A 26,751-nucleotide genomic window follows, 5' to 3' on the forward strand; every position below is an offset into this window, starting at 1 on the left:
TTAAGGTTTATAAATTATGATAATTCTATTAATACTTCACTCTGTAATACCTGCTGACCAGCCTTAACAAGAACGGCACTTACCGTACCTGCCTTTTCTGCTGTTATTTGATTTTCCATTTTCATGGCATCTAATACTAACAACCTGTCATTAACCTTAATTTCATCACCAACTTTAACGTCAATAGAAACTACAATACCAGGTATTGGAGCAAGAATTTTAGTTTTTGAAGAGCCAGGGTTCACTTTTACAGGAGCAGAAGGACTTTTAGCTGCAGAACGAACCAAAATTGGTGTCTTTGCTTTTTTTACTTCAGCTTTCATTTCAACGACATAATCAGTTCCATTTACCTCTAAATTTATTAGATTATCTTCATGAGAAACAATTTTAACGCTGTAACTATTGTCGTATATTTTAAATTTAAAATTTTTCATTATTATTTATATTAAGGAATTCATTTTGAAAATTAATTTATAAACCACCCAGAATCAATTATAATTTCTGGTGGGTACCATATATTTTAGAACTCCATGGCGAGTATAATTTTCTAGCTTGTTTAATGGTTAATATTGCATTCTCATTGTCGTGCTGCTCATTCAAGTACATGTGCAGTGCCGTTGCAATTGCAGCGGCAGTTTCACCTGTAAAATCTTTTTCACTTTTAATGACAACTGATGTTTCTTTTTTTTCATTCTTTTTACCTAACCCTTTCAATGCTTTATATGCATTGAGTAATGCAGGTACTCCTAATTTAAAAAACACAGTTAACAAAATCAATGAACTAAAAACTATAAATAAGCCTGTTGCTAGGATAATGTACCCTTCGCTTATTGTATCTATTTGTAATGGTAGATTTATCATTATAATGGTATGTTTGAATGTTTTTTAGGTGGATTTACTACTTTTTTATTTGCAAGTAACTCCAATCCTCTAATTATTCTAAAACGTGAATTTCTAGGTTCAATAACATCATCGATAAAACCATATTTAGCAGCCACATAAGGGTTTGCAAACTTGGCATTATATTCATCTTCTTTTTTATCGATATAGTCTTGTTTCTCATCAGCATCATCAATTTTTCTGATTGCTGAACCTTCTAAGACCTCAACAGCTCCTTTTGCACCCATAACTGCAATTTCAGCAGTTGGCCAAGCATAATTTAGATCACCTCTTAATTGTTTACAACTCATAACATCATGTGCACCTCCATAAGATTTACGCAAGGTAATAGTGATTTTAGGCACAGTAGCTTCTCCATAAGCAAATAATAATTTTGCACCGTGAAGAATAATTCCACCATACTCTTGACCTGTTCCTGGCAAGAAACCTGGTACATCAACAAGCGTTACAATCGGAATATTAAATGCATCACAAAAACGTACAAATCTCGCTGCTTTTCTTGAAGCTTCAGTGTCTAACACGCCTGCAAAAAACTTAGGCTGATTAGCCACAATCCCTACAGGATGACCATTAAATCTAGCAAAGCCAACAACAATGTTTCTTGCATAATTTCTGTGGACTTCGGTAAACTCGCCGTTGTCAGTAATTGTAGAGATAACATCAATTATATCATAAGGTTCGTTGGGATTTTCAGGAATAATTTCATTTAGCACATCATCTAACCTATCAATAGGATCAGAAGTTACAATACTAGGTGGATCTTCCAAATTATTTGAAGGAAGGTAACTCATTAATTTCCGTATCAATAAAAGATTCTCCTCATCAGATTCTGCAAGGAAATGAGAAACTCCAGATTTTGTAGAATGAATATTAGCACCACCTAATTGCTCAGCAGTTACAATCTCTCCAGTAACCGTTTTTACTACTTTTGGTCCAGTAACAAACATATAACTTGTTTGGTCTGTCATTATAGTAAAATCTGTTAATGCTGGTGAGTAAACTGCACCACCTGCACAAGGGCCTAAGATTGAAGAAATTTGGGGAATAACTCCAGAGGCCATAATATTTCTTTGGAAAATTTCAGCATAACCTGCTAATGATCTAACCCCTTCTTGTATACGTGCTCCACCACTATCATTTAATCCTATAACAGGTACACCAATTTTCATGGCCATGTCCATTACTTTACAAATTTTAAGAGCATATGTTTCTGAAAGTGAACCTCCAAATACAGTGAAATCTTGAGCAAAAACATAAACAATTCGACCATCAATTGTACCGTGTCCAGTTACAACACCATCAGAAAGATAAATTTGTTTATCTAATCCAAAAGATTTTGTTCTGTGTGTAACAAACATATCAAATTCTTCAAAACTATCATCATCTAACAATATATCAATACGTTCACGTGCTGTTAATTTTCCTTTAGCATGTTGAGAATCAATTCGTTTTTCACCACCGCCTAATTTCGCTTTGGCTCTTTTTTCGATTAATTCATTAATTTTATCTTGATTTGCCATTTTTATATAACTATTTTTATTTTTTTCTTTATTGTTTTGAACAAAGTTCTGTTAGCACTCCAAGTGTTGATTTTGGATGTAAAAAGCCGATATTTAAGCCTTCTGCTCCTTTACGAGACACTTTATCTATTAACCTTACACCTCTTTCTTCTGCAGTTTGAAGTGCTTTTGTAGCATCATCAACAGCAAAAGCAATGTGATGTATACCTTGACCTTTTTTTTCTATGAATTTACCAATTGGACCATCAGGCGATGTGCTTTCAAGTAATTCTATTTTTGTATTACCTACTAAAAAAAACGCTGTTTTCACTTTCTGATCAATTACTTCTTCAATGCTATAGCATTTCATGCCTAAAACCCCTTCATAATATTTAATTGATTCTTCTAAATTATCGACCGCTATGCCGATATGTTCGATGTGCGAAATATTCATAAATATAGATTTTTAATTAATGATATTATTACTTCTTATTACACTGTAAAATTATATAATGGGCTCGCCAAATAATATGACAGATGTCATGTTATTTATGAAGTTACGATAACCTTTTCGTTAGTGTTTTTTAGATACAACTTTTTGTCTAGTAAAACAAAAAATATCAAGTAAAAAATTAACTCTCAAATCAATTTTAGTATCACTTACATCAAAACCACACCGGTGAGCGTACATTTTAGAACATTCCCACAATTTTCATTTGCCATTACGTTTAGAGTTTGTACTTTTGACCAAACCAAATAGTATATGAAACGAGCATGTTCAATATCTCATCTTCTTCGAGAAAGTCAAATGGCGAACCGCATGCGAACTCTTAAAAACATTAAATATTAACGCATGAAAAATACCAAATATGTTTTCGTAACTGGAGGTGTAACTTCATCTCTTGGCAAAGGCATTATTGCAGCATCTTTAGCTAAATTATTACAAGTTAGAGGCTACTCTGTGACCATACAGAAATTGGATCCGTACATTAACATTGACCCAGGTACATTAAATCCTTATGAACATGGTGAGTGTTATGTAACTAATGATGGTGCAGAAACTGATTTAGATTTAGGACATTACGAAAGGTTTTTAAACATACCTACTTCACAAGCAAATAACGTTACCACTGGTAGAATATATCAATCAGTTATAGATAAAGAACGAAGAGGAGATTTTTTAGGTAAAACGGTACAAGTTATACCTCATATTACCGATGAAATTAAAAGAAGAATTCGACTTTTAGGCAATACTGGAGATTATGACATCATCATTACTGAAATTGGTGGTACTGTAGGTGATATTGAGTCGCTACCATATATAGAGGCAGTTAGGCAATTAGAATGGGAATTGGGACGAGAAAATGCGGTTGTTATTCATTTAACTTTGATCCCTTATTTGGCTGCAGCCGGAGAATTAAAAACCAAACCTACGCAGCATTCAGTAAAAATGTTAATGCAAAGTGGTGTAAACCCAGATGTTTTGGTATGTAGAACGGAGCACCCAATTGGTGATGATATCAAAAGAAAATTAGCTCTTTTTTGCAATGTACAACAAGAAGATGTTATTGAATCTATTGACGTAAATACTATTTATGATGTACCTAATTTAATGTATGAAGAAGGTTTAGATCAAGTCGTTCTTAAAAAATTAAAATTAGAGACTAGTCCTAAGCCTAATTTAACGGAATGGAATGAGTTTTTACGTAAACATAAAAATCCAAAACATACAGTTGAAATTGGTTTAGTAGGTAAATATGTTGAATTACAAGATGCTTATAAGTCTATATCAGAAGCTTTTATACATGCAGGTTCTTCTCAAGAAATTAATGTAAATCTTCACTGGATACATTCCGAAAGTCTTACTGTTGAAAATGCAGAAAGCAAACTAAAAGGTTTAGATGGTGTATTGGTAGCTCCTGGTTTCGGTGTCAGAGGTGTTGAAGGCAAAATAAAAGCAATACAATATATTAGAGAAAACAACATACCATTTTTAGGCATCTGTTTAGGTATGCAAATGGCGGTTATTGAGTTTGCTAGAAACGTTTTAGGATTAGAGGACGCAAATTCTACTGAAATGGATAAGAAAACACCTAATCCTGTTATTAATTTAATGGAAGAACAGAAAAATATTTCTGAAATGGGTGGCACTATGCGTTTAGGAGCATGGGATTGTAAATTGGAAAAAGGAACAAAAGTATATGAGGCTTATAACACAGAAATGATTAGCGAACGTCACAGACATCGCTATGAATTTAATAATGATTATTTAGATAGTTTTACTAAGGCGGGCATGAAAATTTCTGGGATTAATCCAGAAACCAAACTTGTCGAAACTATTGAAATTCCTAATCATCCTTATTTTGTAGGTGTACAATACCATCCTGAATATAAAAGTACAGTGTTAAATCCACATCCTTTATTTGTGGCTTTTGTAAAAGCATGTTTAGAGACCAAATGAGAAAAAATATAACTATTCTATTCTTAATTATTTCAACAATTATAATGTTGAATAGTTGCGAACGCGATGAAATTTGTATAGATCCAATTACGCCTAATTTAATTGTTGTTTTTTATGATTTTGATGATTCAGAAAGTGAAAAATCTGTAAATAATCTAGCCATTGAAATTATGGATATAAATGGAATTGGTAAAAGTTTAGATACTATTGGAACTGATTCTATAGCCATTCCGTTAAATGTATATGATAATCAAACCACAATTGTTTTAACAACGGATAGTGATACTGATTCATTTAACAGAGATACTATTCGTTTAAACTACGAAACTGAAGAAGTATTTGTTGGGCGATCGTGTGGGTATAAATCCATTTTTAACAATGTGACTATTAGCAGAGACTTTAATGATTCTGATAAATGGATAAAAAGTTTGTTACTATCACAAACAGAAATCGAAGATGAAACCGAAGCACATGTTACGATACTGCATTAACCTATTGTTCTTACTTTTTTTCACGATATCTTTTTCACAAGGAATTGGGTCAACAAAGAAAGATTCTGTTTATTTAAATAAATATGGTTTACGTATTGGTATAGATTTATACAATCCCATACACACTGCATTTGACAATGAAAGAAAAGGATTTGAAATTGTAGGAGATTATCGCATTTCAAAAAAATATTTTATTGCGGCAGAATTAGGCTATATAGAAAATACAACGGACGAAGATTTTATTAATTTCACCACTAACGGTTCCTACATCAAGTTGGGTATTGATTACAATGCCTATGAAAACTGGTTAGACATGGAAAATATGATCTATGTTGGTTTTCGTTACGGGTTTAGCACATTCAGTCAAACCCTAAATTCATATACAATAAATAACGATCCTTTTTATGACGATGTTAGCATTGTTCAAAATGGGCAAGAGTTTGATGGTTTAAATGGACATTGGGGTGAAATTGTGTTAGGTGTTAAAGCTGAATTATTCAAGAATTTATTTATGGGATTTAGCTTTAGTGGTAAAAAAATATTTACCTCGAAACAACCTGATAATTTTAAAAACTTATTTATCCCAGGCTTCAATCGTGTATTTTTAAACAACTCTGGATTCAGCTTTAATTACACGCTTTCTTATTTAATTCCGCTGTATAAAAAGGCGAAATGATAATTTTTCTTTAATTTTACTACTACTAAAAGAATTTAGCATGCAAAATATACCAAGTGTAGATTTATCTGATTTTCTATCTGATGACCCTAAAAGAAAACAAAAATTCGTCAACGAAATTGGCAAAGCCTATGAAGGCATTGGCTTTGTTGCATTAAAGGGGCATTTTTTAAGCGATAATTTGGTTGATAATTTATATAGTGAAATAAAAAAATTCTTCGCTCTTCCTCTTGAAACCAAACACAACTATGAAATAGAAGGCATTGGCGGACAACGCGGTTATGTTTCCTTTGGAAAAGAAAGTGCAAAAGGTAAAAAAGAAGGCGATTTAAAAGAGTTTTGGCATTTTGGTCAATATGTAGAAGATGACGATAAATTAAAAGCAGAATATCCCGATAACGTGACCGTAAAAGAATTACCTGAATTCAATATAGTAGGTAAGGAAACGTATCAAATGTTAGAAAAAACAGGTGTTTATGTCTTAAGAGCTCTAGCTCTATTTTTAGATTTAGATGAACATTATTTTGACAATTATATAAAAAACGGCAACAGTATTTTAAGGCCTATTCATTATCCACCAATTACCAGTGAACCAAAAGATGCTGTAAGAGCAGCAGCCCATGGTGACATCAATTTAATTACCTTATTAATGGGTGCTCAAGGCAGAGGTTTACAAGTACAAAATCATAAAGGTGAATGGTTAGACGCTATTGCACAACCTGATGAAGTAGTTATTAATGTTGGCGATATGCTTTCACGTCATTCTAACAATAGGTTAAAATCTACTATTCATAGAGTCGTAAATCCACCTAGAGAAAATTGGGGAACATCACGTTATTCTATTCCTTTCTTTATGCATCCAATTAGCGAAATGCCTCTTAATTCTTTAGAAAACTGTATTGATAGTGAACATCCTAAATTATATGATGATATTACTGCAGGTGAGTTTTTAACGGAAAGACTAATAGAATTAGGCTTAATAAAAAAGTAACTATTCAAAGCCCATAATTCTGAAGCTTAATATCCAAAATCTCCTATTTTAACACAATGGATTTACAAGATCAATTAAAAAATTTATTCCCAGAACATAAACCTGAAAAGGAAGAAAAGCCAAAAGAAAAGAGTACTATTTGGTTACAAGACGATCCTATTATCTGTAAATATGAAAAACGTAAAGGGAAACCTATTACAATTTTAGAAGGCTACACTGGGGCAACGTCTGATTTTAAAAAATTAGCAAAAGAAATAAAAACAAAATTTAGTGTTGGTGGTAGTTTTAAAGATGATAAAATTATTATTCAAGGTGATCTTAGAGATAAAATTATGGAGCTTTTAAAAGAAAAAGGCTTCGCTGTTAAACGAGTAGGAGGATAAAATGGTTTACACCGTACAACAGGCTGTAATCTTTAAAATCATATATTCTAATACCTAAAATTTCAAACATTGAACACAAAACGTATTCCCGAATCCGAACTAATTTTAAATAAAGATGGTAGTGTATATCATCTTAACTTAAAACCCGAACATATAGCAGACACCATTATTCTTGTTGGTGATCAGGATAGAGTGGCAAAGGTTGCCAATCATTTTGATAGCATCATCTTTGAAACGCAAAAAAGAGAATTTAAAACCATAACAGGAATTTTAAAAAGTAAAAAACTTACGGTAATCTCAACAGGTATTGGACCTGATAATATTGACATCGTAATGAATGAATTGGATGCATTGGTCAATATTAATCTAGACACTAGAATGATAAAACCAGAGCATAAAAAACTTTCAATTGTACGAATTGGCACTTCCGGTTCTTTGCAAAAGGATATACCTGTAGACCGTTTTGTTTTATCAAAGTATGGGCTGGGTATGGATGGAACATTACATTCATATGCCTGTGAACAGATACTTGAAAGTGATATTGAAAACGCTTTTATAAAACATACAGATTGGAGCAATAGAAAAGCTAGACCGTATATTGTTAAAGGAAGTACTGTATTAGAAGCCATTTTATCAAGCAATGATACTTTTAGTGGCTTTACGGCAACTGCAAACGGATTTTACGGCCCTCAAGGACGAGTGCTTAGATTAGCTTTACAAGACGCCAAATTGAACTCTAAAATTGACAATTTCAGTTTCAATGGTTTAAAAATCACGAATCTTGAAATGGAAACTTCTGCCATTTATGGTTTAGCAAAACTATTAGGTCATGAGGCACTTTCTATGAATGCTATAATTGCGAATAGAGCAAATGGAACCTTCAGTAAGGATACACATAAAACCATAGAAAAGTTAATAAAATACACTTTAGATAAGCTAGTAACAGCATGAAAAAGATAACTATTGGAGGTGTACCTGAACACTTCAATTTACCTTGGCATATGGCCATTGAAAACAATAAGTTTAAAGACAAGCATATTGACCTACAATGGAAAGAATTTCCAGGAGGTACCGGTGCCATGTGTTCTGCATTACGCGATGGAAGTATTGATGCTGCCGTTATACTGACCGAAGGTATTATTAAAGACATTATTGCAGGGAACCCTAGTAAAATTGTAAAAACATATGTTGATTCTCCTTTATTGTGGGGTATTCATGTCGCTAAAAATTCAAAATTTAATTCCGTACAAGAGCTGAATAATGCTAAAATTGCTATAAGCAGACCAGGTTCAGGCTCTCAACTTATGGCCAAAGTAAACGCCGTAAAACAAGGTTTTAATGTTGACCAATTGAAATATGTACTCGTTAAAAATTTAGTTGGTGGCGTTAACGCTTTGTCTGATGGATCAGCAGACTATTTTATGTGGGAGCATTTTATGACAAAACCATATGTTGATAATGGCACTTTCAGGAGATTAGATAGCCTAGAAACACCCTGGCCTTGTTTTGTAATAGCTGTACGTAACAATATACTAAAAGAGGAACCAGAAGCTATTAAAACAATAATAAAGGTAATTAACAAACAGCTAAAGCATTTTGAAAAACCTGTAGAAAACGATAAATTAATTGCTCATTTTTCAGACCGTTATCAGTTAAAAGTAGAAGATGTAAAAACATGGTTATCACTAACCAAATGGAATAGAAAAAAAACAGTTTCAAAAAAATTAATTAATAGCATTCAAAATAAATTGACAGACTATGACGTTATAAAGGAAAATGTACCTGCAAAGGCATTAATTAAAAAGATGTTTTAAATAAATTTAAAACCAACCAACTAAAAACCTAGGTTATTTTATGATAACCAAAAAAGTAATCAACCAACCAATCTGAAAGCCATTTTAATAGTATTATTAAAATGGCTTTTTAGATTCTAAAAGGTACTATAAATTAGGGTAGTTCATTTATATAATTAGTACCGTACCTCATTATAAACGATTAAAGTTTGTAACTTTAATGCTTTGGTAATTTTTCACGTATTTACTCTCAACTTTTTTGGCAGAGTTATTGTAACTATACCAAACAGTAAATATGTATTATATAGAATTGATATAAAAATAATAATATTGAATTACAATTCAATTCAAATAATATCTATATTTGTTGAAACCCATATTTCTAAACTAAACAACTTATTTAAAAATTAATGATCTTGTACTTCCTTTTTAATGCAAAATTGAAAAGCGATACAATAGATATGAAATGAATATGAAAATAAAAATACTTTGTTTATTGCTAACAGTTACTTCTTTCGGTTTTAGTCAAACCGATACAGATATCTATCTATTTGATTTTATTCAAGGAGACAGTATTCTTGTTATCGACAATCCTATTAACATATCTGACAATAAGGGCTACGACAATCAACCTTCATTTTTAAATGACGGTTCTGGTGTATTATATGCCTCTACAAGAAACGAACAAACAGATATTGCACTATACGACATTAAAAATAACGTAAATGTATGGTTAACAAACACGGAAGCTAATGAATACTCTCCTATTCAGACTTTTGATAAAAATTATTTTACAGCAGTTAGATTAGAACAAGATGGTGAGCAACTTTTATGGAAATATAAATTTAATGGTAAAAAACAAGAAGTACTCATAGAAAACCTACCGGTTGGTTACCATGCATGGATATCTAAAAAAATGTTGGTTTCCTTTGTAATAGGAGATCCCTCATCACTAGAAGTTTCTAATTTAAAGTATAAAATTAAATATCCAATTGATAAAAATATCGGCAGGTCTATCTTAAAAATACCAAATACAGACTTATTGAGTATTATTAGTTTAGAGCATGAAGATCCTGAAATTTACTCTATAAACCCTATTACTAGTGAAAAAAAATACATTGCCGATCCCTTAGAAGGTGCTCAAGATTTGGCATGGACACCAGATGGAACAATGATTATGGGTAAAGGTGATAAATTATACAAATTAAAACCTGGTGTTAACAAAACCTGGGTTGAGTTTGCCTCATTATCTTCATATGGACTAAAAGGTATTACTAGATTAGCTATTAGCCCGTTTGGTAATAAATTAGCCATTGTTGTTGATGAAACTACTAAATAAACAAAACAAATAACAATTCCCACTTCACATAAAATTAGCTTTTTTTAGTTTTTTCAAAGATTTTCTATAAGTTTGTGTGTAAGAAATTACGCATAAATCTTATTAACTAAAACAATAGATAGTAGCTAATGAAATCATTTACGTATTCATTTTTAGTATTCCTAATAATTATTACAAGTTCTTGTAGTAAAAAAATAATTAAAGAAAAGTGGCTTAAAAAAGAAGCTCCAGCAGTATTTAAAGCTCGTTTCGAAACTACAAAAGGTAATTTTGACATTGAAGCACATCGCGAGTGGTCTCCTTTAGCTGTTGATAGATTATACCAACTTATTTCTACTGATTTTTATACTGATATTGCGTTCTATAGAGTTGTACCTAATTTTGTTGTACAGTTTGGTATTCATGACAATGCCGATTTAAATAAAGCTTGGAGCAGTTATAAAATTGCAGATGAAACTGTTAAGAAAAGTAATGAAGAAGGTACCATAGCATTTGCTCGAGGAGGCAAAAGAACTAGAGATACACAATTATTTATAAACTTAAAGAATAATGATAGACTTGACTCCCTATCTTATAGTAACGTTACAGGTTTTCCTGTAATTGCAAAAGTTATTGATGGAATGGATGTAGTTAAGGCGATTTATAATGGCTATGGTGAAAAACCTGGAAGAAAGCAAGATTCAATTCAAAAATTGGGAAATTCGTACCTGAAATCTGCTTTTCCAAAGTTAGATTATATAAAAAAAGTGTATATTGTGGATTAATTGAACTCTTAAAAAATCCTCTTTCACAAAGATATTTAAAGTATAGGCACGTTATAAAAGAACATTCCGCAGCTCGGAAAATTGTATAATTTTCCAAAAACTACGGAATGGGAATTAAATGCATTAAAATAACGTGCCTTATTTAATAAAAGTATAAATTACTTCAAAAGGTTTTGTTATTTAACGAACTTTTATGTTTAATTCCCAATTTCTTTCTAGTTTTATATCTCTAGCTCTTTTTTTTACCTTCTTGAATAATTAGGAGATTCTTTCGTAATCATTACATCATGTGGGTGACTTTCATTAATACCAGATGCTGTTATTTTAACGAATTTTCCAGTTTCTTTTAATGTTTCAATATCCTTTGCTCCACAATATCCCATTCCAGCTCTTAAACCTCCAATAAATTGATGAATACTTTCGTAAAGGTCACCCTTATATGGCACACGACCTACAATACCTTCTGGAACCAATTTTTTAATATCATCTTCAACATCCTGAAAATAACGATCTTTACTTCCTTGTCTCATAGCCTCTACAGACCCCATCCCACGATACGACTTAAATTTTCTTCCTTCGTAAATAATAGTTTCTCCAGGTGATTCTTTTGTACCAGCCAATAAAGAACCTAACATAACGGTGTCAGCTCCTGCTGCTATTGCCTTAGGAATATCTCCCGTATAACGAATACCACCATCTGCAATAACAGGCACTCCACTTCCTTTAATCGCTTCTGCAACGGCTAAAACAGCTGAAAATTGAGGAAAACCAACCCCTGCTACTACTCTCGTAGTACATATTGAACCAGGACCAATGCCTACTTTAACGGCATCAGCACCAGCTTCAACTAAATACTTTGCCGCCTCTGGTGTAGCAATATTACCTACTACCACATCAATATTTTTAAACTTTTTCTTAATTTCTTTAAGCACATTAACTACACCTTTGGTATGCCCATGAGCTGTATCTATAATTAGAGCATCAACTCCAGCATTTATTAGAGCCTCTGCTCTATCTAAAGCATCTGGTGTTACGCCAATAGCAGCAGCCACTCTTAACCTTCCAAAACTATCTTTATTGGCAATAGGCTTTTGCGTTACTTTCGTAATATCTCTAAATGTAATAAGGCCTTCCAGCTTTTCACCTTCAACAATTAATAATTTTTCAATTTTATATTGCTGCAATATTTTTTCTGCATCTTTTAATGAAGTTCCAACAGGTGCAGTAACTAAATTCTTGCTTGTCATTACCTCTACAATAGGTTTATTACTTTTATGTTCAAAACGTAAATCTCTATTGGTAACAATACCTTTTAACATACCATTATCATCTACAATAGGAATTCCTCCAATGCCGTGCTCACGCATACTATTATTGGCATCTTCAACGGTTGCAGTCAAAGGTAATGTTACAGGGTCTATAATCATACCGCTCTCAGCACGTTTTACTTTACGTACTTTAACCGCCTGTTGTTGTATTGTCATATTTTTGTGAAGCACACCGATACCACCTTCACGAGCCATAGCTATTGCCATTGCTGATTCAGTAACCGTATCCATAGCAGCGGATACAATTGGTACATTTATAGTAATATTTCTGGTAAATTTTGTTTGGATATTTACTTCGCGTGGTAGTACTTCAGAAAAAGCAGGGACTAAAAGCACGTCGTCGTAGGTTAAACCTTCTCCAACAAATTTCGGATTTTGAGTATTCATTTACAATTAAATTAAATAATAATTAATTGCACGCGAATTTACAATTATTATTTAGATTGACTTAATTATAACTGGATTAATTCTGTTTTCTAATTAATTGGTATAAAATTATTAATGTAGAAGCTGTAAAAGTAAGCGTCATGAATGTACCTGAAAAAATAACCAGATATTTCATCCACAATATTTCCTTCCAAAGGAAGTACAAACCTCCAAAAGTAAATAGCACTGAGAAAAATGGTTCAATCATTAAAAATAATTTTATTTTATTTGGTAAATTGGTAATGGACAGAATCACACCTAACAAAAAGAATATCAAAGACATAGATAGTATATGACTATGAACTATAGATAGCATTTCCTTTGGTGATTTTTTAAATTTCATCACTTCCGCATCTTCATCATTCTCATTACCTAAATAATTTTCTTCGATACCATTTGTACTTATAGATGATGTTTCATTAACAAATAATAAACCTGTATAAAACCCAATACTTAGCACAACTAAAAAAATTCCAATTAATAATTTTAGCTCTTTGGGCAAGGATTGTATGCATCCGTTTAACATCATTAAAAATAATTATTTTCTTGAAGTAAATTTACCGTTTTAAGCAAATTATTAATAGCAATTGTCATAGATTTTGCAGAAATAGTAGCTCCAGAAATAGCAATAATATCTTCTTCGTATTTTAATTGATCTTTACTGTTTTTTCCTTCAAATTGCCGTAACCAACGTTTACTACTAATTTCACCACCATAATCTTCTCTATAAATTAACACTTTAGATTTTATTATGTTTAAATCTTTATCAAAAAGAACTAAATAATCAAACTGATCTGTCTTACTGGGTGCTTTATCGGCAAATAGATAACCTATGACAACTTCCTTTTTGAGGATTTTAGTAAAGTTGTTTTTGGTAATTTTTGTGACTAATTGAACATTTATTTCCTTAGAAACCTTTATAAATTCCATAGTAAAACTTTCAATATCGAATGCCAATTTCACTTCTTTTTCTACCTTTTTTTGAATATTTTTTGGTAGTTGAAATGCATGGGCACTTATTGAGACAATACTTAAAAAAAACAATAACCTTAAATTAAAAATCATATAGTTTCTATTTTATTCTTGTCAAAATTAACATATTAAAACCAAACACCTATTCCGAAATTTAATCTGTCCTTAACCGTGTCTTGAGACAACGCATTATCTCTAAATTGATAATCACCTTTAACAACTACTCCTGGTGCAATATGATAGCTTAACCCTGTTGTTATTTCAGTTCTATCATACGCACCATTTTTTACCAAATTTCCTGCAACATCAGCATGGGTATTATAATTTTCGTATCTGGTAAAAGCCACTAATTTTTGCTTATTTTTTTGTGGTAATAAATTATATGCTCCTTCTAAATACCAACCCTGCAAAACGCTACCTAAGTCGTTTCCAGTAATAACATTATAGGCATCAGTATCCGATAAAGAAGCATAAATAAACTGACCTCGAGCTGAAAAACGATGATAATTATATCTAGCATCAGGTCCTAACATAGTTATTCCGATAGTTGAACCATCAATAGTTTCTATTTCGTGATCGGTTTGGGTGTTACCAAAGTATCCCGATGCTCCTAAACGTAGCCCTTGTATTCCATAATAATCTATTTTTCCTGCAAACGTTGGACTGCTCATGGTTGATTGTGCTCCTTTTTGACGACCACTACGCAATCCATTAGAACCTTTTAAAATTCCATTGATACCCTCTTCTCCATTTACTTCACTCGATTTAAACCCGTTAAAAATATACGCTTGGTAACCTAAATTCATATTGGGCAATCGGCCATTCACACCTATTCCAATTTCTCGCCATGTAGTTGGGACAATCACATTATCTACCGATGGCCTTTCAGTACCATTAAATGTTGTTGGTTCATGATATTCATTAACAATACCCATTGGTACCAGCATTAATCCTCCGCGGACATTAAAATTAGCAGCTACATTGTAATTAACGAAAGCCTGTTCAATATAAACCTCCTTAACATGTTCAAATTCTATTTCAGTTACGAACTGAACTTTGTCACTAAATTTATAACCTAGTAATAAAACGAGGCGTTGAACATCTAATTCTCCATTACTATTTTCGGGCTGGTTGTAAGTGATTTCACCGTAACCTCCAATAGTAACCCCCTTATTTATATTTGTTGAAATTAAACGTTGAGCTCCATTAATTTGTTGCGAAATAGAATCCAACTGAGCTTGTAAATTTGAAAAGGTCAGCATAATAAGTATGCTAAAAAGTAAACTAATTTTTTTCATTTTTTATTTAGACTTATTCTATATAATAAATTTAAGTGGCAAATATAAAATGAAAAATGAAAATAAAAAACTTATTTAGAATTATTTTAAATAAGAGTTAATCGATGAGTAATTACATATGTACAAGATTTAAGTATTATCAATTGATTGTTCTTACTAAACAGGAATGACAATTTTGATTTTATATTTACAAATCACCAATTGATAGCTTGTAAACCTTTACTTTTTAAAAAGTCATTCGTCTTACTAAAATGCTTATTACCGAACCAATAACCTCGATTGGCACTAAGTGGTGAAGGATGCCCACTGGTTAAAATAGTATGTTTTTTATCATCTATACGTTTCGCTTTCTTTTTAGCAAAACCTCCCCATAATAAAAAAACTACATTTTTTTTATTATTAGAAATTTGTGAGATTATTGTGTCTGTAAAAGTTTCCCATCCTTTTTTTTGATGAGATCCAGCTTCATGAGCTCTTACTGTTAACGTGGCATTTAATAATAATACACCTTGCTTTGCCCAACGTTCTAAATTTCCATTTTCTGGGACCCTCTTACCAAGATCTGTCTCTATTTCCTTAAAAATATTTTGTAATGATGGCGGTATTGCTATATTATCACTTACTGAAAAACACAAACCATTAGCCTGGCCTACTCCATGGTACGGATCTTGTCCAATTATAACAACCTTTAAATCGTCAAAAGAACAATAATCAAATGCTGCAAAAATGGCTGAACTTTTTGGGTAGCATGTAAACTGACTATATTCAGTTTTCACAAAAGAAACTAAATCATTAAAATAGGTAGCCTCAAATTCTTTTGCTACAATTGGTTTCCAGCTTTCTGCTATACTCACATCCATACATTCCAATTTGAAAATATCTTAAATAGAAAAGACTATTTTTTTAGTTACTTTTGCTTGACCAAAAATACAAGTTTGAAGCCTAAAATTACTAATAAAACACTTAAAGATTTAGAGTTTGATGTGGTATTAAGCCATATAGCCAATTATTGTCAAACAGACTTAGGCAAAAAAGCTGTATTAGAAATTGTACCTATTCAAAAGAAAGAAACGCTAATTGATGAATTACATCAAACAAATGAATATTTAAGTTCCTTTGAAAATGATAATAGAATACCAAATCATCAATTTGATGAAATAACAAAAGAAATTCATTTGTTAGGTGTAGAGAATAGTTTTTTAGAAGCACAAGCTTTTCAAAAAATTGCTACTTTATCAGAAACGACAATTGAAATTCTAAACTTCTTTAAAAAATTTGCAGAGTACTTTCCTGTCCTTTTTAAGAATTCTCAAAAAATTGACTACACAAAAGAGATTCATGAAAGTATTCATAAAATTATTAATCGTTTTGGTGAAGTTTCAGATAACGCGAGTGCCGAATTAAAAGCAATCCGTAAAGAAATAAATAGCGTTAGAGGTGAAATTGGTAATAGTTTTACGAAAGCACTTAATCATTATGCCAGTAATGATTATTTGGATGATATTAGAGAATCAGTTATTGACAACCAAAGAGTATTGGCAGTGCAAGCCATGCACAGAAAAAAAGTTAAAGGCTCATTATTAGGTAATTCCAAAACAGGTAGTATTGTTTATATAGCACCTGAAGCGACGCTAAGATTAAGCAGAAGACTGCAAGATTTAATCTATGAAGAGCAACAAGAAGTTGTCCGTATATTAAAAATGTTGACTAATCAAATTAGACCTTACAAGAGTTTTTTAGAACAATATCAGAATTATCTAACACATCTAGATACTGTTTCTGCAAAAACTAAATATGCTCAAAAAATCAACGGCTTATTACCAAAATTTTCTCATAGCAAGAAAGTATTATTTCGAGATGCCTATCATCCCATATTATTAGAAGCAAACACTAAGAAAAATATTAGTACTATTCCGCAAACTTTAGAACTAAATCAGAATCAACAAATTATTGTTATTTCAGGTCCTAATGCGGGTGGTAAAAGTATTACTTTAAAGACTATCGGCTTATTACAGGTTATGATTCAGTCTGCTATTTTAATACCAGTACATGAACGTAGTGAAGTCTATTTTTTCGACACAATCTTAACCGATATTGGCGACAATCAATCTATAGAAAATCAATTAAGTACTTACAGTTATCGTTTAAAAAATATGCGTGATTTTTTGCGTAAATGCGATAATAACACACTGTTTTTAATTGATGAATTTGGTACAGGTAGCGATCCTGAATTAGGAGGGGCATTGGCTGAAATTTTCTTAGAAGAATTTTATAGTAAAAACGCTTTTGGTGTAATTACAACACACTATTCTAATTTAAAAGTTTTAGCCAATGAACTTGAAAATGTAACCAACGCCAATATGCAATTTGACGAAAGAACATTGGAACCTCTATTTAAACTTTTTATAGGTCAGGCCGGAAGTTCATTTACATTTGAAGTTGCCCAAAAAAATGGTATTCCTTTCAGCTTAATAAACAGAGCCAAAAAGAAAGTTGAACGTGGTAAAATCAGATTAGATAAAACAATTTCTAAACTTCAAAAAGAACGTAACAAACTTCAAAGAACTTCAGAAAATTTAGAAAAAGAGCAGGATAAGGCTAAAATGCATTCTGATAATCTTTCTGAAAAGGAATCGAAAATTCAAGATAAACTTGAGAGTTTTCAGGAATTATACGACAATAATCAAAAAATGCTTTCTATAGGTAGAAAGGTAAATGAAATGTCAAATACATATTTCCAATCTAATAATAAAAAGAAATTATTAGCCGATTTTATGAAATGGATATTAATGGAGAAGAACAAGTACGTTACACTCCATAAACCTATTAAGAAAACAAAAGTCCAAAAGAAGAAGGAAACTGAAACAAAAAAAACGATAGAAAAGGAATTAGAAGAGGTTAAAAAAGAAGTCTTGGTCGAGGTTAAAAAAATTAGACAGAAAAAAAACACACTTAAAAAACAAATTGAAAAAGTAAAAGCTGATTATAATTTTAAGGTAAATGACAGAGTACGTTTACCAGATGGTAAATCAGTTGGCACTATTGATAAAATTGAAAAAAATATTGCCACTCTTAATTACGGAATGTTCACTACAAAAATAAATATCAATCAATTAGAACTGGTTGAATCGGCAAAAAAATAAAGCTATCCCATTCAAAATTATACGGTTATATTTATTTTGCTTATTTTTAACAAAACTAAATATTAACTAAAACCACAAAACATGAAGAAATTTTTAGCATTCGTGCTAATTCTTTTGTTTATTATTTTGGCATGGTTTGGCTGGAAATGGTATAAAAACACCATGCTCTGCTGCGATAACACCGTGCAAACTGAAACAAAAGAAAATGTACCACCATTGACAAAACCAGTCAAGTATGGACCACTCGTCTACAATTGGAATTCAAACAAACCCGTTACAAATGACCTTTGGTTAAATAAAAAAAAGGAAATTCAATCTGCAGATGGCGAAGGTAAAATTTTAAGAATTCTTGGTCCTTATTATAAGGATGAAACCAACAATACTTCTTTTGAAAACCTTGGATTAGCGAGAGCTGATGCAGTAAGGCAAATGCTATCAGATTCTATAGCAATGAACAGAATGGAAATTGATAGTAAATTAAATTTAGATTCAGAAGACGCAAAAACCGCATCGTTTGGGGGTACAATTTTAGAGTGGAAAGTTAGAAATGAAAACATTCAAGAAGTTGATAACAAAACCTTGATTTATTTTCCATACAACTCAACCAAAAAATTGGAAAATGAAAACATTAACAACTACCTAACAAACATAGTTGAACAATTAAAAAACAACGAAAAAACAATTTCGGTTACAGGTCATACAGATAATAAAGGGAAGCCTGGTTATAATATGAAACTAGGTTTAGATAGAGCCAAAACTATTAGAAGTATATTAATCAAATTAGGAATAGCTGGAGAAAGAATTTCTGTGGGTACTGAAGGTGAGAACAATCCAATTGCGTCAAATGACACTGAGGAGGGTATGGAGAAAAACAGAAGAGTGGAATTAGAAATTAAATAAACAACTAAAAAATAAAATTATGTTAGCATTACAAATAAATACAATAGCATGCGATGGTTCTGATATGTTTTGGCCATGGTTTTTATGGTTATTAGCAGCTTTTATATTAGGAATTATTTTAGGATGGTTATTATCAAAAATTTTAGGTGGTACTAATGATACTACTGACTATTCTACTAAAATTAAAGGCTTAGAAGCTGATTTAGCAGCTTGTCGTAAAGAAAAAGGAGTGTTGGCTGCAACTGCCGCTGCTACTACTGCTTCTTTAGCAGCCGCCGTGATTCCGGCAAAAGCAGTTATTCCAGCCAAAGCTGACGATTCTGTAAAAGATGACTTAACGAAAGTAGAAGGTATTGGTCCGAAAATTAAAGGTTTACTAAACGATGATGGAATTTGGAGTTTTAAACAACTTTCTGAATCCGAATTAAGTAGATTACAAAAGATATTAGACAACGCAGGTCCTCGTTATAGAGTTCATAAACCTAAAACGTGGTCAGCTCAAGCTAAAATGGCTGCAGAAGGTAAATGGACTGAATTGGCAAAGTGGCAAGATGAATTGAAAGGAGGATTGTAATTTCCTTTTTAAAATAAAAAAGCTCCAATTAAAATTGGAGCTTTTTTATTTATTCTTTATACCTTTCCATCTCTCTATCATAGAAAGAGGACGCTTGTTCAATCAAATCATTTATTTCATTGGTAAGTTCATCTCGATTCTCTCCAGTAACATCTTCCAACCATTCAATTTCATCATTCACTAAATTAATAATAAATTGAGGATAATCTGTATGTATGATAAAAATATCATCAGGAAAATCAGTATTGTCTCCGAGTAAAAATTTAGGTAATTGCATATCTTATTTTATTAAATTCATTATTTCATTATATATTTTCAGGCCTACATCTTTACCATATAGGTTTTTAGAAAAATCAGATTTTTTTGATTTAAAATAATCAAAAGCTTCTTTCATCTTTAACTGATTACTGCCAACTATTTTAGCAAATCCATTTTCTACCAACTCAACCCATTCTGTTTCTTCTCGAGCAATAATACAATGTTTTTTGTTAAAGTAAGCTTCTTTTTGTAATCCACCACTATCCGTAACAACCATTCTACAATGTTTTAATAATGAGAGCATATCAAAATATCCAACAGGTTCTATAATTGTAATACTTGTTTCAATTTTATTCTCCTGAACTATTTTTTTTGTTCTTGGGTGCAACGGCATTACAACTTTACAGTGAGCATTAATTTCATCTAAACCTGTAAAAATAGCCTTTAGCTTTTCAACATGTACCGTATTATCTTGTCTGTGAATGGTAGCTAATACAAAGTTATTTTCCTCAAGCGATAATTTATTACAAATACTCGATTTTTCATTAGCCATTTTTGAATAATACGCTACCGCATCTTTCATAATATCGCCTGACTTCACCACTTTCTCAGATCTAAATACACCTTCTTTCTTTAAATTATGTACACCAACATCAGTTGGACAAAGTAATAAATCAGAAATAGTATCTGTAGCTATTCTATTAATTTCTTCAGGCATTCTCATATTGAAAGATCGCAAGCCAGCTTCTATATGAATTACTTTAATACCCATTTTTTTAGCCGCTAATGCACCTGCTAATGTTGAATTGGTATCACCATAAACAACAACAGCCAATGGCTTTTCATCTAATAGTATTTTTTCAATACCAATTAACATTTGCCCAGTCATAGCAGCATGACTAAGTCCATTTATATGCAAATTAAATTTGGGCTTAGGTATTTCCATCTCTTCAAAGAAGATATCACTCATATTTTGGTCAAAATGTTGACCCGTATGCACAATTATCTCTTCGAGCTCTCCATGTTCACGAATTATTCTGCTTAACACCGCTGCCTTTACAAATTGTGGCCTTGCTCCTAAAATAGTTACAATTTTTTTCATGATGCCAATTGCTTTATAATAATTGATAGCTGTTCTGTCAATGCTTTACGATGGTACTTATCAATATTATTAGTTTCTGAAATCAATTCATTTTGCTGGTAGTCTGAATACAATTTCTCAATAGATCTCTTCATTTTACATGATTCATTAAAGTCTATTACTTCACCAGAACTTGTTTCACTCAATATATCTGCTAAATCACCATCTTCAGGTCCAATTGCCAAAATTGGGCGTTCAGATTGTAAATATTCAAATATTTTACCTGTAATAATTCCTTTTGAACTAGGCACATCGTTTACAAGTAATAATAAAATTTGAGCTTTTCTTTGAAATCCAATCACCGCTTTATGCGGTAAATAATCAATAATCTCTGTATGTGATTTTAAATTATTTTGGTCTATATGTTCTACAACTTCCTTTGCCAATTTTCCAACAAAAACCAACTTAAAATCTTTCGCGAAACTTGTATTTTCAGTTATTAATTCTGACAGTACCTTAAATAACACTTTCGGATTTCTATCTGCATTTACTAAACCGACATGGACTAAGGTGAACTTTTTATCCAATTCATTTTTAGATGAACTTCTATCACCATCATAGCCATTCGTTATTACTTGAATATTCTTATTAAATTTAAGAAAATTTTCCTTCATAGTATTACCGACCACCAAAACACAATCTGCTTTGCTCACCACTTCATTTTCTAATTGGTGATGCTTCTTATTACTTTTTTTAGTTAGTGGTAAATTCTGAAAATAATCAATATCCGTCCACGGATCTCTAAAATCAGCAATCCATTTTACCCCTAATTTATTTTTTAATTGTAAACCAATTAAATGTAAACTATGCGGTGGACCTGTAGTTATAATAACATCAACTGGATTATTTTTTAAATATTCCGATAAATATTTAACGGATGGTTTAACCCAAAATTTTCTTGCATCCGGTATAAAATAATTAGATCTTATATATTGCATTATTTTACCAAAAAAAGAGGGGTTTTCATTTAAAAAACCTGCACTTGTTTTTTTATTTTTATTACCAAAAAGTTTTAATATATCATTAGGTTCTTTTATGGCTTGCTTAAGTACTTTTACAGACTTTGGCACTTCATTTTCTAATGTTTTATCCTCTATGGCATAATTGGGCTCATCAACAGTATAAATAACAGGTTCTATACCAAATTGCGTCAAATATTTTACAAACTTTAACCAACGTTGTACGCCAGAACCTCCTGAAGGAGGCCAATAATATGTTATTATAAGAACTTTCAATTTTCTAATTTATCATATAATTTGAGTAACTTCAAACTTTCCTCATCCCAATTTTCACCCTTTTCCATAACCGCAGTATACGCATTTTCAGTTTTATATTTTAATGCCTCATAGTTCGTAAAAACATTATTAACTTTTAATGCAAAATCTTCCGCATTTCCGGCTTCAAAAACCAAACCTGCATCGTATTTTTCAACGATTCGTTTTAATGGTTTACATGAACTAACCAATAATAAGCTTTTACTCATCATAATTTGAAATAACTTATGCGGTATCGTATTATCCGTATGGTCGTTGGCCTTATGTGGTATAATATTTAAATTAGACTTTTTCATGATTGTCGCTACTTCATCAAAAGGCCTATATCCAACAAATTCAACAGCATTTTCTAATTTCAGTTGCTTAACGATATCTTTTAACTTGTTTTCTACATCTGCACTCCCTTTACCTATTAAATACAGTTTGGCGGTTGGAACTTGATGAAGCAGTATTTGCATTCCTCTAATAGCTGTATCCAAACCTCGATGCGGGCCAAATCCGCCAACATATGTTATTGAAAAGAAATCTTTATCTATTATATTTTGTGCAACTTCTTTATTGAAATTTTCTGCAAAATTTTTCTTTTCATAATTAGATATTACTGTTAGTTTTTCTTCTTCAATATGAAAATTATTTATCAACTTCTCCTTCATTTCATCAACTACACAAACAATTTTATCAAACTTTCTACAGTATTTTTCTTCTTTTTTAGACCAATACTTAGGATTAAAAAACAACACATTCTTTATTCTAATGAGTCTGCTTTTTTTCCATGAAAACCAAGTTTTTAACGCTTCTGGATAATTTTCGTGTAAATCTAAAACCAATCCTTTTTCAACTTTTTTCCTAAATGCATATGCCGTACCTGCCAATGGTAAATCATGTACATGTAAAAATTCAATGGAATTCTTTCTGAAAATTTTATTTAAATTAAAATAGAAAAAAGGATTGATATTAAATACACTTTCAATAATATCATTTATTCCTTTTTTAAAGGTACTATAGTTATTACCAATCCTATAAACCTGTACACCTTTAACAATTTCCTGTTTGGCTTCGTTCTTTTTTCTTGGACAAACTACAATTATTTTTTTACCTAAGTCAGTCAATGCTTCTGCCTCTTTTCTTACCCTAATATCTTTTGGATAAGAACCGTCAACAATCATGCAAATAAATTTATTATCTGACATTTTTTTCGGCATAAACTGCATAATAGCGAGGTGTATACTTTCTTAAAATGGGTCTAAATCCTATTTGATTAATTGGACTCGTCCATTTTTCTGTTTCTTTTATGTTCCAATTCGATTTTTCTAATAGCCAATCAAACTGCCAATCTTCAAATTCGTGGTAATGCCTATCCCATTTATCTGTCTTAGACTGATAAGCCTTTGCAAACCATAGATTAAGTGGTATTGTAGCAATTAATTTGGGAGATTCAATGGCACTTAACACATTAAATGGAGCTAAAAGATGTTCAAATATTTCAAATGCTGTTACTGCATCTACTTTGTGTTCTTTTACAATTTCAGGCAACAAGTCTAAATCTTCACCATTAGTATTAATGACTGTATAGCCGTGTTTTTCCATTATTTCACTAAACGGATTTCTAATACCTAGATCTAAAATTGTAGCAGGACTAGGCAATACCTTTAGTAAAAATTCAATCGTATGTGCGTATCTTTTACTCGGGAGTTGATTGTACATTTTTCTTTTTATCAATAAAAAACCATCCTATAGGAATCAATAATAACAGAGCATAAGAAATCATTGTAATGGTATTTCCTGTTTTGATTACGGTTGGTTCAAATTTAAAAACAATTTCATGTTTTCCTGATGGTATTACCATCGCTCTCAACACATAATTTGCCCTAAAGTAAGGTGCTAATTTACCATCAATATATGCATTCCAACCTTCTTTATAATACATGTCAGAAAAAATGGCCAATTGCTCATTACTGCTGTTTGAATCATATTTTAATTCATTAGGTTGATAAGAAGTTAATGCTATTGATGCCAAGCTATCTTTTGTAAAAGAAGTTTGACTCAACATGCTCTTAAATTCAGAATTAACAACTGCTTTTTGTTTAGTATTCAAGCTATCCAAAGCCATAATTTCTTCATTGGCAGAAGTAACAATCTCCACGGAATTTACAAACCAAGCATTACCATTTGCATCGTCATTCTTTTGCAATCTTGTTACCCGATCTTGATCTTGAAAAAGAATATATTTGGTATTTAACATATTTAATACCTGCATATTATTTTTTGCAATTTGATATTCAAACAATTCTTGATATCGCCTTGGTTTTGCAGCATGATACCCACCAATAGAATTATGAAAATATGATGTACTACCATCATTCATAGGATTAACCGCAAAATTAGCTACTCTGTAATATGATTTATCTTTAAGTATTTCTTTGTCAAATTGACTCGCAGCGAATGGAATCTCTTCTTGTTTTTTTGAAACAAAATCTTCATCATTTACATAGCGTCTATCTACGCCTACCAAATCAAATAAAATTAACACCGCAAAGGAAATAATTACTGTATTTTTATTAATTTTCTCTTTTAAAAACGCCCATAATAGACCTCCAGAAATTAGTATTAAAATTAAAGAGCGTAAACTGTCATTAAAGAAAAGAGATTTTCTTTCAGAAATAATTGTATCCATAAAGCCAGGAAATTGTTCCTCAATCCCAGCCATACCAGGATCTCTAAAACTCTCAAAACTAAAAAGACTAGTACCAAATAACGTAAAAATTAATGTCAACCCTCCTACTCTATAAAGAGCGTACTTTAAATATTTTAATTTGTTAGCTTTATTATTTTCATCTTTCAAAAACTGGTTCAATGTAATTATGGCTAATAAAGGTACTGCCAACTCTGCTATGACTTGAATAGAAGATACCGCTCTAAATTTATTATACAAAGGTACGTAATCAATAAAAAAGTTGGTTAATGCAGGAAAGTGTTTTCCCCAACTCAATAAAAGAGAAAAAATAGTAGCCGCTAGCAACCATTTTTTCAAATTACCTTTTACTAAAAATAACCCTAACACAAAAAGAAATATCAACACAGCTCCTATATAAAATGGAGCTTCAATTATTGTTTGTTCTCCCCAATAACCAGGAAAATTTTCCGAAAAATTCTTAGCTTCAGCTCTACCAAACTTATTCTTTAAAAAAGCATAAGTCTCCGTATCTTTTCCTAAATTTTCTCTATTTCCACCTCCATAAAACCTTGGTATTAAAAGACTAAAGCTCTCTGCTATTCCATAACTATACTCTGTAATATATTCTCTATCTAATCCTGAAGATATATGTTCTTTGGGTTTACCTTCTGAGGTAATGGTTAATTCGCTTTTACTACGCGTACTGTGTGAAGCATATTCTTTGGTAGCTAATAAACTCGTTGAATTAACGCCAATTGCTAATACTGCCGCCCCTGCTAAAATAAGAGTACTCTTAATAAAATTTGGAATTGTTTTTTGCTTAATGGCATCTACTAAATACACAATACCTAAAATCAATATCATAAAGAGTAGATAATAGGTCATTTGTGGATGACTTGCATTTACTTCAAAAGCTAATGCAAGAGCCGTTAATATAAAACCGGACAAATACTTTCTTTGAAAAACCAACAATATACCAGCTAAAACCATCGGCATATAAGCTATGGCATGTGATTTCGCATTATGTCCTGCTCCGAAAAGGCTTATAAAATAAGTTGAAAAACCAAAAGCCAAAGCTCCTATAATGGCTAACTTCCACTCGACCTTAAGCACATATAGTAAAACAAAAAAACCTAAAAAGTACAAAAATAAATAGTCTGCCGGTCTAGGCAAAAAGCGTAGTAATAAGTCTGCTTTTTTTATATAATTATTTGGATAATACGCACTAACATTATATGCTGGCATACCACCAAAGGCCTTGTTTGTCCAGTAAGGTTCCGCATCATTTTTTTTTCGATACTCAACTATTTCCTTAGACATACCCTTGAACTGAGCGATATCACTTTGAAATATTTTTTTACCTTCTAGAATAGGAGAAAAATAAGCCACTGATACAATAACAAATACTAAGATGGCAATTAAAAAACGGAGGTATTTATTATTCATTATCTATTTTTATAATTCTT

Annotated in this window: 27 protein-coding genes; 12 read left to right on the forward strand and 15 right to left on the reverse strand. The window is 31.4% G+C overall.

Annotation, left to right across the window (positions count from 1 at the left end; translation table 11 throughout):
- Positions 1 to 14: 14 nt before the first annotated feature.
- Genes D3P13_RS00145 through mce form a run of 4 tightly spaced genes read right to left on the reverse strand, consistent with a single transcriptional unit; the run spans position 15 to position 2,853 of the window.
- On the reverse strand, positions 15 to 434 hold the full coding sequence (locus D3P13_RS00145; RefSeq protein WP_117879271.1) for a biotin/lipoyl-containing protein: 420 nt from the start codon (positions 432 to 434) through the stop codon (positions 15 to 17).
- A 58-nt stretch (positions 435 to 492) separates the two neighbouring features.
- On the reverse strand, positions 493 to 861 hold the full coding sequence (locus tag D3P13_RS00150; RefSeq protein WP_117879272.1) for an OadG family protein: 369 nt from the start codon (positions 859 to 861) through the stop codon (positions 493 to 495).
- Positions 861 to 2,420 carry an acyl-CoA carboxylase subunit beta gene (locus D3P13_RS00155; protein WP_117879273.1) on the reverse strand — a complete coding sequence of 520 codons (1,560 nt, stop codon included), beginning with the start codon at positions 2,418 to 2,420 and terminating at the stop codon, positions 861 to 863. The genes D3P13_RS00150 and D3P13_RS00155 overlap by 1 nt, the downstream gene beginning before the upstream one ends.
- 28 nt (positions 2,421 to 2,448) lie before the next feature.
- Positions 2,449 to 2,853: a methylmalonyl-CoA epimerase gene (gene mce / locus D3P13_RS00160; protein WP_117879274.1), complete on the reverse strand. Its 405-nt coding sequence runs from the start codon at positions 2,851 to 2,853 to the stop codon at positions 2,449 to 2,451.
- A 399-nt stretch (positions 2,854 to 3,252) separates the two neighbouring features.
- Here mce and D3P13_RS00165 point away from each other — a divergent pair, with 399 nt between their 5' ends.
- The 9 genes from D3P13_RS00165 (at position 3,253) to D3P13_RS00205 (ending at position 11,297) form a co-directional block, all read left to right on the forward strand.
- A complete protein-coding gene (locus D3P13_RS00165) occupies positions 3,253 to 4,860 on the forward strand; it encodes a CTP synthase (protein ID WP_117879275.1) in 1,608 nt (535 codons plus the stop codon).
- Complete coding sequence (locus tag D3P13_RS00170) at positions 4,857 to 5,351, forward strand: DUF6452 family protein (protein ID WP_117879276.1); 495 nt, start codon at positions 4,857 to 4,859, stop codon at positions 5,349 to 5,351. Before D3P13_RS00165 ends, D3P13_RS00170 begins: the two co-directional genes overlap by 4 nt.
- The gene (locus D3P13_RS00175) at positions 5,317 to 6,027 is read left to right on the forward strand and encodes a DUF6048 family protein (RefSeq protein WP_232829105.1); all 711 of its coding nucleotides are present in this window, start codon (positions 5,317 to 5,319) and stop codon (positions 6,025 to 6,027) included. The genes D3P13_RS00170 and D3P13_RS00175 overlap by 35 nt, the downstream gene beginning before the upstream one ends.
- Positions 6,028 to 6,067: 40 nt before the next feature.
- Entirely contained in the window at positions 6,068 to 7,018 is a 951-nt protein-coding gene (locus D3P13_RS00180) for an isopenicillin N synthase family dioxygenase (RefSeq protein WP_117879278.1), read from the forward strand.
- A 56-nt stretch (positions 7,019 to 7,074) separates the two neighbouring features.
- Complete coding sequence (locus tag D3P13_RS00185; protein WP_117879279.1) at positions 7,075 to 7,401, forward strand: translation initiation factor; 327 nt, start codon at positions 7,075 to 7,077, stop codon at positions 7,399 to 7,401.
- 69 nt (positions 7,402 to 7,470) lie between these two features.
- Positions 7,471 to 8,352, forward strand: coding sequence for a nucleoside phosphorylase (locus D3P13_RS00190; RefSeq protein ID WP_117879280.1), 882 nt, complete (start codon positions 7,471 to 7,473; stop codon positions 8,350 to 8,352).
- Positions 8,349 to 9,215, forward strand: coding sequence for a substrate-binding domain-containing protein (locus tag D3P13_RS00195; protein ID WP_117879281.1), 867 nt, complete (start codon positions 8,349 to 8,351; stop codon positions 9,213 to 9,215). The genes D3P13_RS00190 and D3P13_RS00195 overlap by 4 nt, the downstream gene beginning before the upstream one ends.
- A gap of 451 nt (positions 9,216 to 9,666) precedes the next feature.
- Positions 9,667 to 10,533 carry a TolB family protein gene (locus tag D3P13_RS00200; RefSeq protein ID WP_117879282.1) on the forward strand — a complete coding sequence of 289 codons (867 nt, stop codon included), beginning with the start codon at positions 9,667 to 9,669 and terminating at the stop codon, positions 10,531 to 10,533.
- Between the two features lie 128 nt (positions 10,534 to 10,661).
- Positions 10,662 to 11,297 carry a peptidylprolyl isomerase gene (locus D3P13_RS00205; RefSeq protein WP_117879283.1) on the forward strand — a complete coding sequence of 212 codons (636 nt, stop codon included), beginning with the start codon at positions 10,662 to 10,664 and terminating at the stop codon, positions 11,295 to 11,297.
- Between the two features lie 242 nt (positions 11,298 to 11,539).
- Here the strand turns inward: D3P13_RS00205 and guaB are convergent, their stop codons facing one another.
- From guaB to D3P13_RS00230, 5 genes are all read right to left on the reverse strand, one after another.
- Positions 11,540 to 13,012, reverse strand: coding sequence for an IMP dehydrogenase (gene guaB / locus D3P13_RS00210; RefSeq protein ID WP_117879284.1), 1,473 nt, complete (start codon positions 13,010 to 13,012; stop codon positions 11,540 to 11,542).
- A 76-nt stretch (positions 13,013 to 13,088) separates the two neighbouring features.
- Entirely contained in the window at positions 13,089 to 13,580 is a 492-nt protein-coding gene (locus tag D3P13_RS00215) for a hypothetical protein (RefSeq protein ID WP_117879285.1), read from the reverse strand.
- On the reverse strand, positions 13,580 to 14,116 hold the full coding sequence (locus D3P13_RS00220; protein ID WP_117879286.1) for an FMN-binding protein: 537 nt from the start codon (positions 14,114 to 14,116) through the stop codon (positions 13,580 to 13,582). Before D3P13_RS00220 ends, D3P13_RS00215 begins: the two co-directional genes overlap by 1 nt.
- Positions 14,117 to 14,151: 35 nt before the next feature.
- Positions 14,152 to 15,321 (reverse strand): hypothetical protein, encoded by a 1,170-nt coding sequence (locus tag D3P13_RS00225; protein WP_117879287.1) that lies wholly within the window; start codon positions 15,319 to 15,321, stop codon positions 14,152 to 14,154.
- A gap of 194 nt (positions 15,322 to 15,515) precedes the next feature.
- A complete protein-coding gene (locus D3P13_RS00230; RefSeq protein ID WP_117879288.1) occupies positions 15,516 to 16,181 on the reverse strand; it encodes a uracil-DNA glycosylase in 666 nt (221 codons plus the stop codon).
- Between the two features lie 75 nt (positions 16,182 to 16,256).
- Here D3P13_RS00230 and D3P13_RS00235 point away from each other — a divergent pair, with 75 nt between their 5' ends.
- The 3 genes from D3P13_RS00235 (at position 16,257) to D3P13_RS00245 (ending at position 19,938) form a co-directional block, all read left to right on the forward strand.
- Positions 16,257 to 18,464 carry an endonuclease MutS2 gene (locus D3P13_RS00235; protein ID WP_117879289.1) on the forward strand — a complete coding sequence of 736 codons (2,208 nt, stop codon included), beginning with the start codon at positions 16,257 to 16,259 and terminating at the stop codon, positions 18,462 to 18,464.
- Between the two features lie 81 nt (positions 18,465 to 18,545).
- Complete coding sequence (locus D3P13_RS00240) at positions 18,546 to 19,364, forward strand: OmpA family protein (protein ID WP_117879290.1); 819 nt, start codon at positions 18,546 to 18,548, stop codon at positions 19,362 to 19,364.
- Positions 19,365 to 19,383: 19 nt separating this feature from the next.
- Entirely contained in the window at positions 19,384 to 19,938 is a 555-nt protein-coding gene (locus D3P13_RS00245) for a hypothetical protein (RefSeq protein WP_117879291.1), read from the forward strand.
- Between the two features lie 49 nt (positions 19,939 to 19,987).
- Here D3P13_RS00245 and D3P13_RS00250 read toward each other — a convergent pair whose 3' ends face one another.
- From D3P13_RS00250 to D3P13_RS00275, 6 genes are read right to left on the reverse strand one after another with little or no spacing between them, the layout of a single operon-like run.
- On the reverse strand, positions 19,988 to 20,215 hold the full coding sequence (locus D3P13_RS00250) for a hypothetical protein (protein WP_117879292.1): 228 nt from the start codon (positions 20,213 to 20,215) through the stop codon (positions 19,988 to 19,990).
- 3 nt (positions 20,216 to 20,218) lie between these two features.
- On the reverse strand, positions 20,219 to 21,298 hold the full coding sequence (gene wecB, locus D3P13_RS00255; protein ID WP_117879293.1) for a non-hydrolyzing UDP-N-acetylglucosamine 2-epimerase: 1,080 nt from the start codon (positions 21,296 to 21,298) through the stop codon (positions 20,219 to 20,221).
- Positions 21,295 to 22,572, reverse strand: a complete 1,278-nt coding sequence (locus D3P13_RS00260) for a glycosyltransferase family 4 protein (RefSeq protein WP_117879294.1) — start codon at positions 22,570 to 22,572, stop codon at positions 21,295 to 21,297. The genes wecB and D3P13_RS00260 overlap by 4 nt, the downstream gene beginning before the upstream one ends.
- Entirely contained in the window at positions 22,569 to 23,801 is a 1,233-nt protein-coding gene (locus D3P13_RS00265; RefSeq protein WP_198679933.1) for a glycosyltransferase, read from the reverse strand. The genes D3P13_RS00260 and D3P13_RS00265 overlap by 4 nt, the downstream gene beginning before the upstream one ends.
- Positions 23,791 to 24,315 (reverse strand): methyltransferase domain-containing protein, encoded by a 525-nt coding sequence (locus D3P13_RS00270; protein ID WP_117879296.1) that lies wholly within the window; start codon positions 24,313 to 24,315, stop codon positions 23,791 to 23,793. The genes D3P13_RS00265 and D3P13_RS00270 overlap by 11 nt, the downstream gene beginning before the upstream one ends.
- Positions 24,293 to 26,731, reverse strand: coding sequence for a YfhO family protein (locus D3P13_RS00275; protein WP_117879297.1), 2,439 nt, complete (start codon positions 26,729 to 26,731; stop codon positions 24,293 to 24,295). Before D3P13_RS00275 ends, D3P13_RS00270 begins: the two co-directional genes overlap by 23 nt.
- Between the last annotated feature and the right edge of the window lie 20 nt (positions 26,732 to 26,751).

This window comes from Aureibaculum luteum, assembly GCF_003449015.1.
Classification (GTDB): domain Bacteria; phylum Bacteroidota; class Bacteroidia; order Flavobacteriales; family Flavobacteriaceae; genus Aureibaculum; species Aureibaculum luteum.

Excerpts from the sequence above, each read along its gene's own strand:
- D3P13_RS00145 (WP_117879271.1), bottom strand. The coding sequence starts at position 434 with ATGAAAAATTTTAAATTTAAAATATACGACAATAGTTACAGCGTTAAA.
- D3P13_RS00150 (WP_117879272.1), bottom strand. The coding sequence starts at position 861 with ATGATAAATCTACCATTACAAATAGATACAATAAGCGAAGGGTACATT.
- D3P13_RS00155 (WP_117879273.1), bottom strand. The coding sequence starts at position 2,420 with ATGGCAAATCAAGATAAAATTAATGAATTAATCGAAAAAAGAGCCAAA.
- mce (WP_117879274.1), bottom strand. The coding sequence starts at position 2,853 with ATGAATATTTCGCACATCGAACATATCGGCATAGCGGTCGATAATTTA.
- D3P13_RS00165 (WP_117879275.1), top strand. The coding sequence starts at position 3,253 with ATGAAAAATACCAAATATGTTTTCGTAACTGGAGGTGTAACTTCATCT.
- D3P13_RS00170 (WP_117879276.1), top strand. The coding sequence starts at position 4,857 with ATGAGAAAAAATATAACTATTCTATTCTTAATTATTTCAACAATTATA.
- D3P13_RS00175 (WP_232829105.1), top strand. The coding sequence starts at position 5,317 with ATGAAACCGAAGCACATGTTACGATACTGCATTAACCTATTGTTCTTA.
- D3P13_RS00180 (WP_117879278.1), top strand. The coding sequence starts at position 6,068 with ATGCAAAATATACCAAGTGTAGATTTATCTGATTTTCTATCTGATGAC.
- D3P13_RS00185 (WP_117879279.1), top strand. The coding sequence starts at position 7,075 with ATGGATTTACAAGATCAATTAAAAAATTTATTCCCAGAACATAAACCT.
- D3P13_RS00195 (WP_117879281.1), top strand. The coding sequence starts at position 8,349 with ATGAAAAAGATAACTATTGGAGGTGTACCTGAACACTTCAATTTACCT.
- D3P13_RS00200 (WP_117879282.1), top strand. The coding sequence starts at position 9,667 with ATGAAAATAAAAATACTTTGTTTATTGCTAACAGTTACTTCTTTCGGT.
- D3P13_RS00205 (WP_117879283.1), top strand. The coding sequence starts at position 10,662 with ATGAAATCATTTACGTATTCATTTTTAGTATTCCTAATAATTATTACA.
- guaB (WP_117879284.1), bottom strand. The coding sequence starts at position 13,012 with ATGAATACTCAAAATCCGAAATTTGTTGGAGAAGGTTTAACCTACGAC.
- D3P13_RS00215 (WP_117879285.1), bottom strand. The coding sequence starts at position 13,580 with ATGATGTTAAACGGATGCATACAATCCTTGCCCAAAGAGCTAAAATTA.
- D3P13_RS00220 (WP_117879286.1), bottom strand. The coding sequence starts at position 14,116 with ATGATTTTTAATTTAAGGTTATTGTTTTTTTTAAGTATTGTCTCAATA.
- D3P13_RS00225 (WP_117879287.1), bottom strand. The coding sequence starts at position 15,321 with ATGAAAAAAATTAGTTTACTTTTTAGCATACTTATTATGCTGACCTTT.
- D3P13_RS00230 (WP_117879288.1), bottom strand. The coding sequence starts at position 16,181 with ATGGATGTGAGTATAGCAGAAAGCTGGAAACCAATTGTAGCAAAAGAA.
- D3P13_RS00240 (WP_117879290.1), top strand. The coding sequence starts at position 18,546 with ATGAAGAAATTTTTAGCATTCGTGCTAATTCTTTTGTTTATTATTTTG.
- D3P13_RS00245 (WP_117879291.1), top strand. The coding sequence starts at position 19,384 with ATGTTAGCATTACAAATAAATACAATAGCATGCGATGGTTCTGATATG.
- D3P13_RS00250 (WP_117879292.1), bottom strand. The coding sequence starts at position 20,215 with ATGCAATTACCTAAATTTTTACTCGGAGACAATACTGATTTTCCTGAT.
- wecB (WP_117879293.1), bottom strand. The coding sequence starts at position 21,298 with ATGAAAAAAATTGTAACTATTTTAGGAGCAAGGCCACAATTTGTAAAG.
- D3P13_RS00265 (WP_198679933.1), bottom strand. The coding sequence starts at position 23,801 with ATGTCAGATAATAAATTTATTTGCATGATTGTTGACGGTTCTTATCCA.
- D3P13_RS00270 (WP_117879296.1), bottom strand. The coding sequence starts at position 24,315 with ATGTACAATCAACTCCCGAGTAAAAGATACGCACATACGATTGAATTT.
- D3P13_RS00275 (WP_117879297.1), bottom strand. The coding sequence starts at position 26,731 with ATGAATAATAAATACCTCCGTTTTTTAATTGCCATCTTAGTATTTGTT.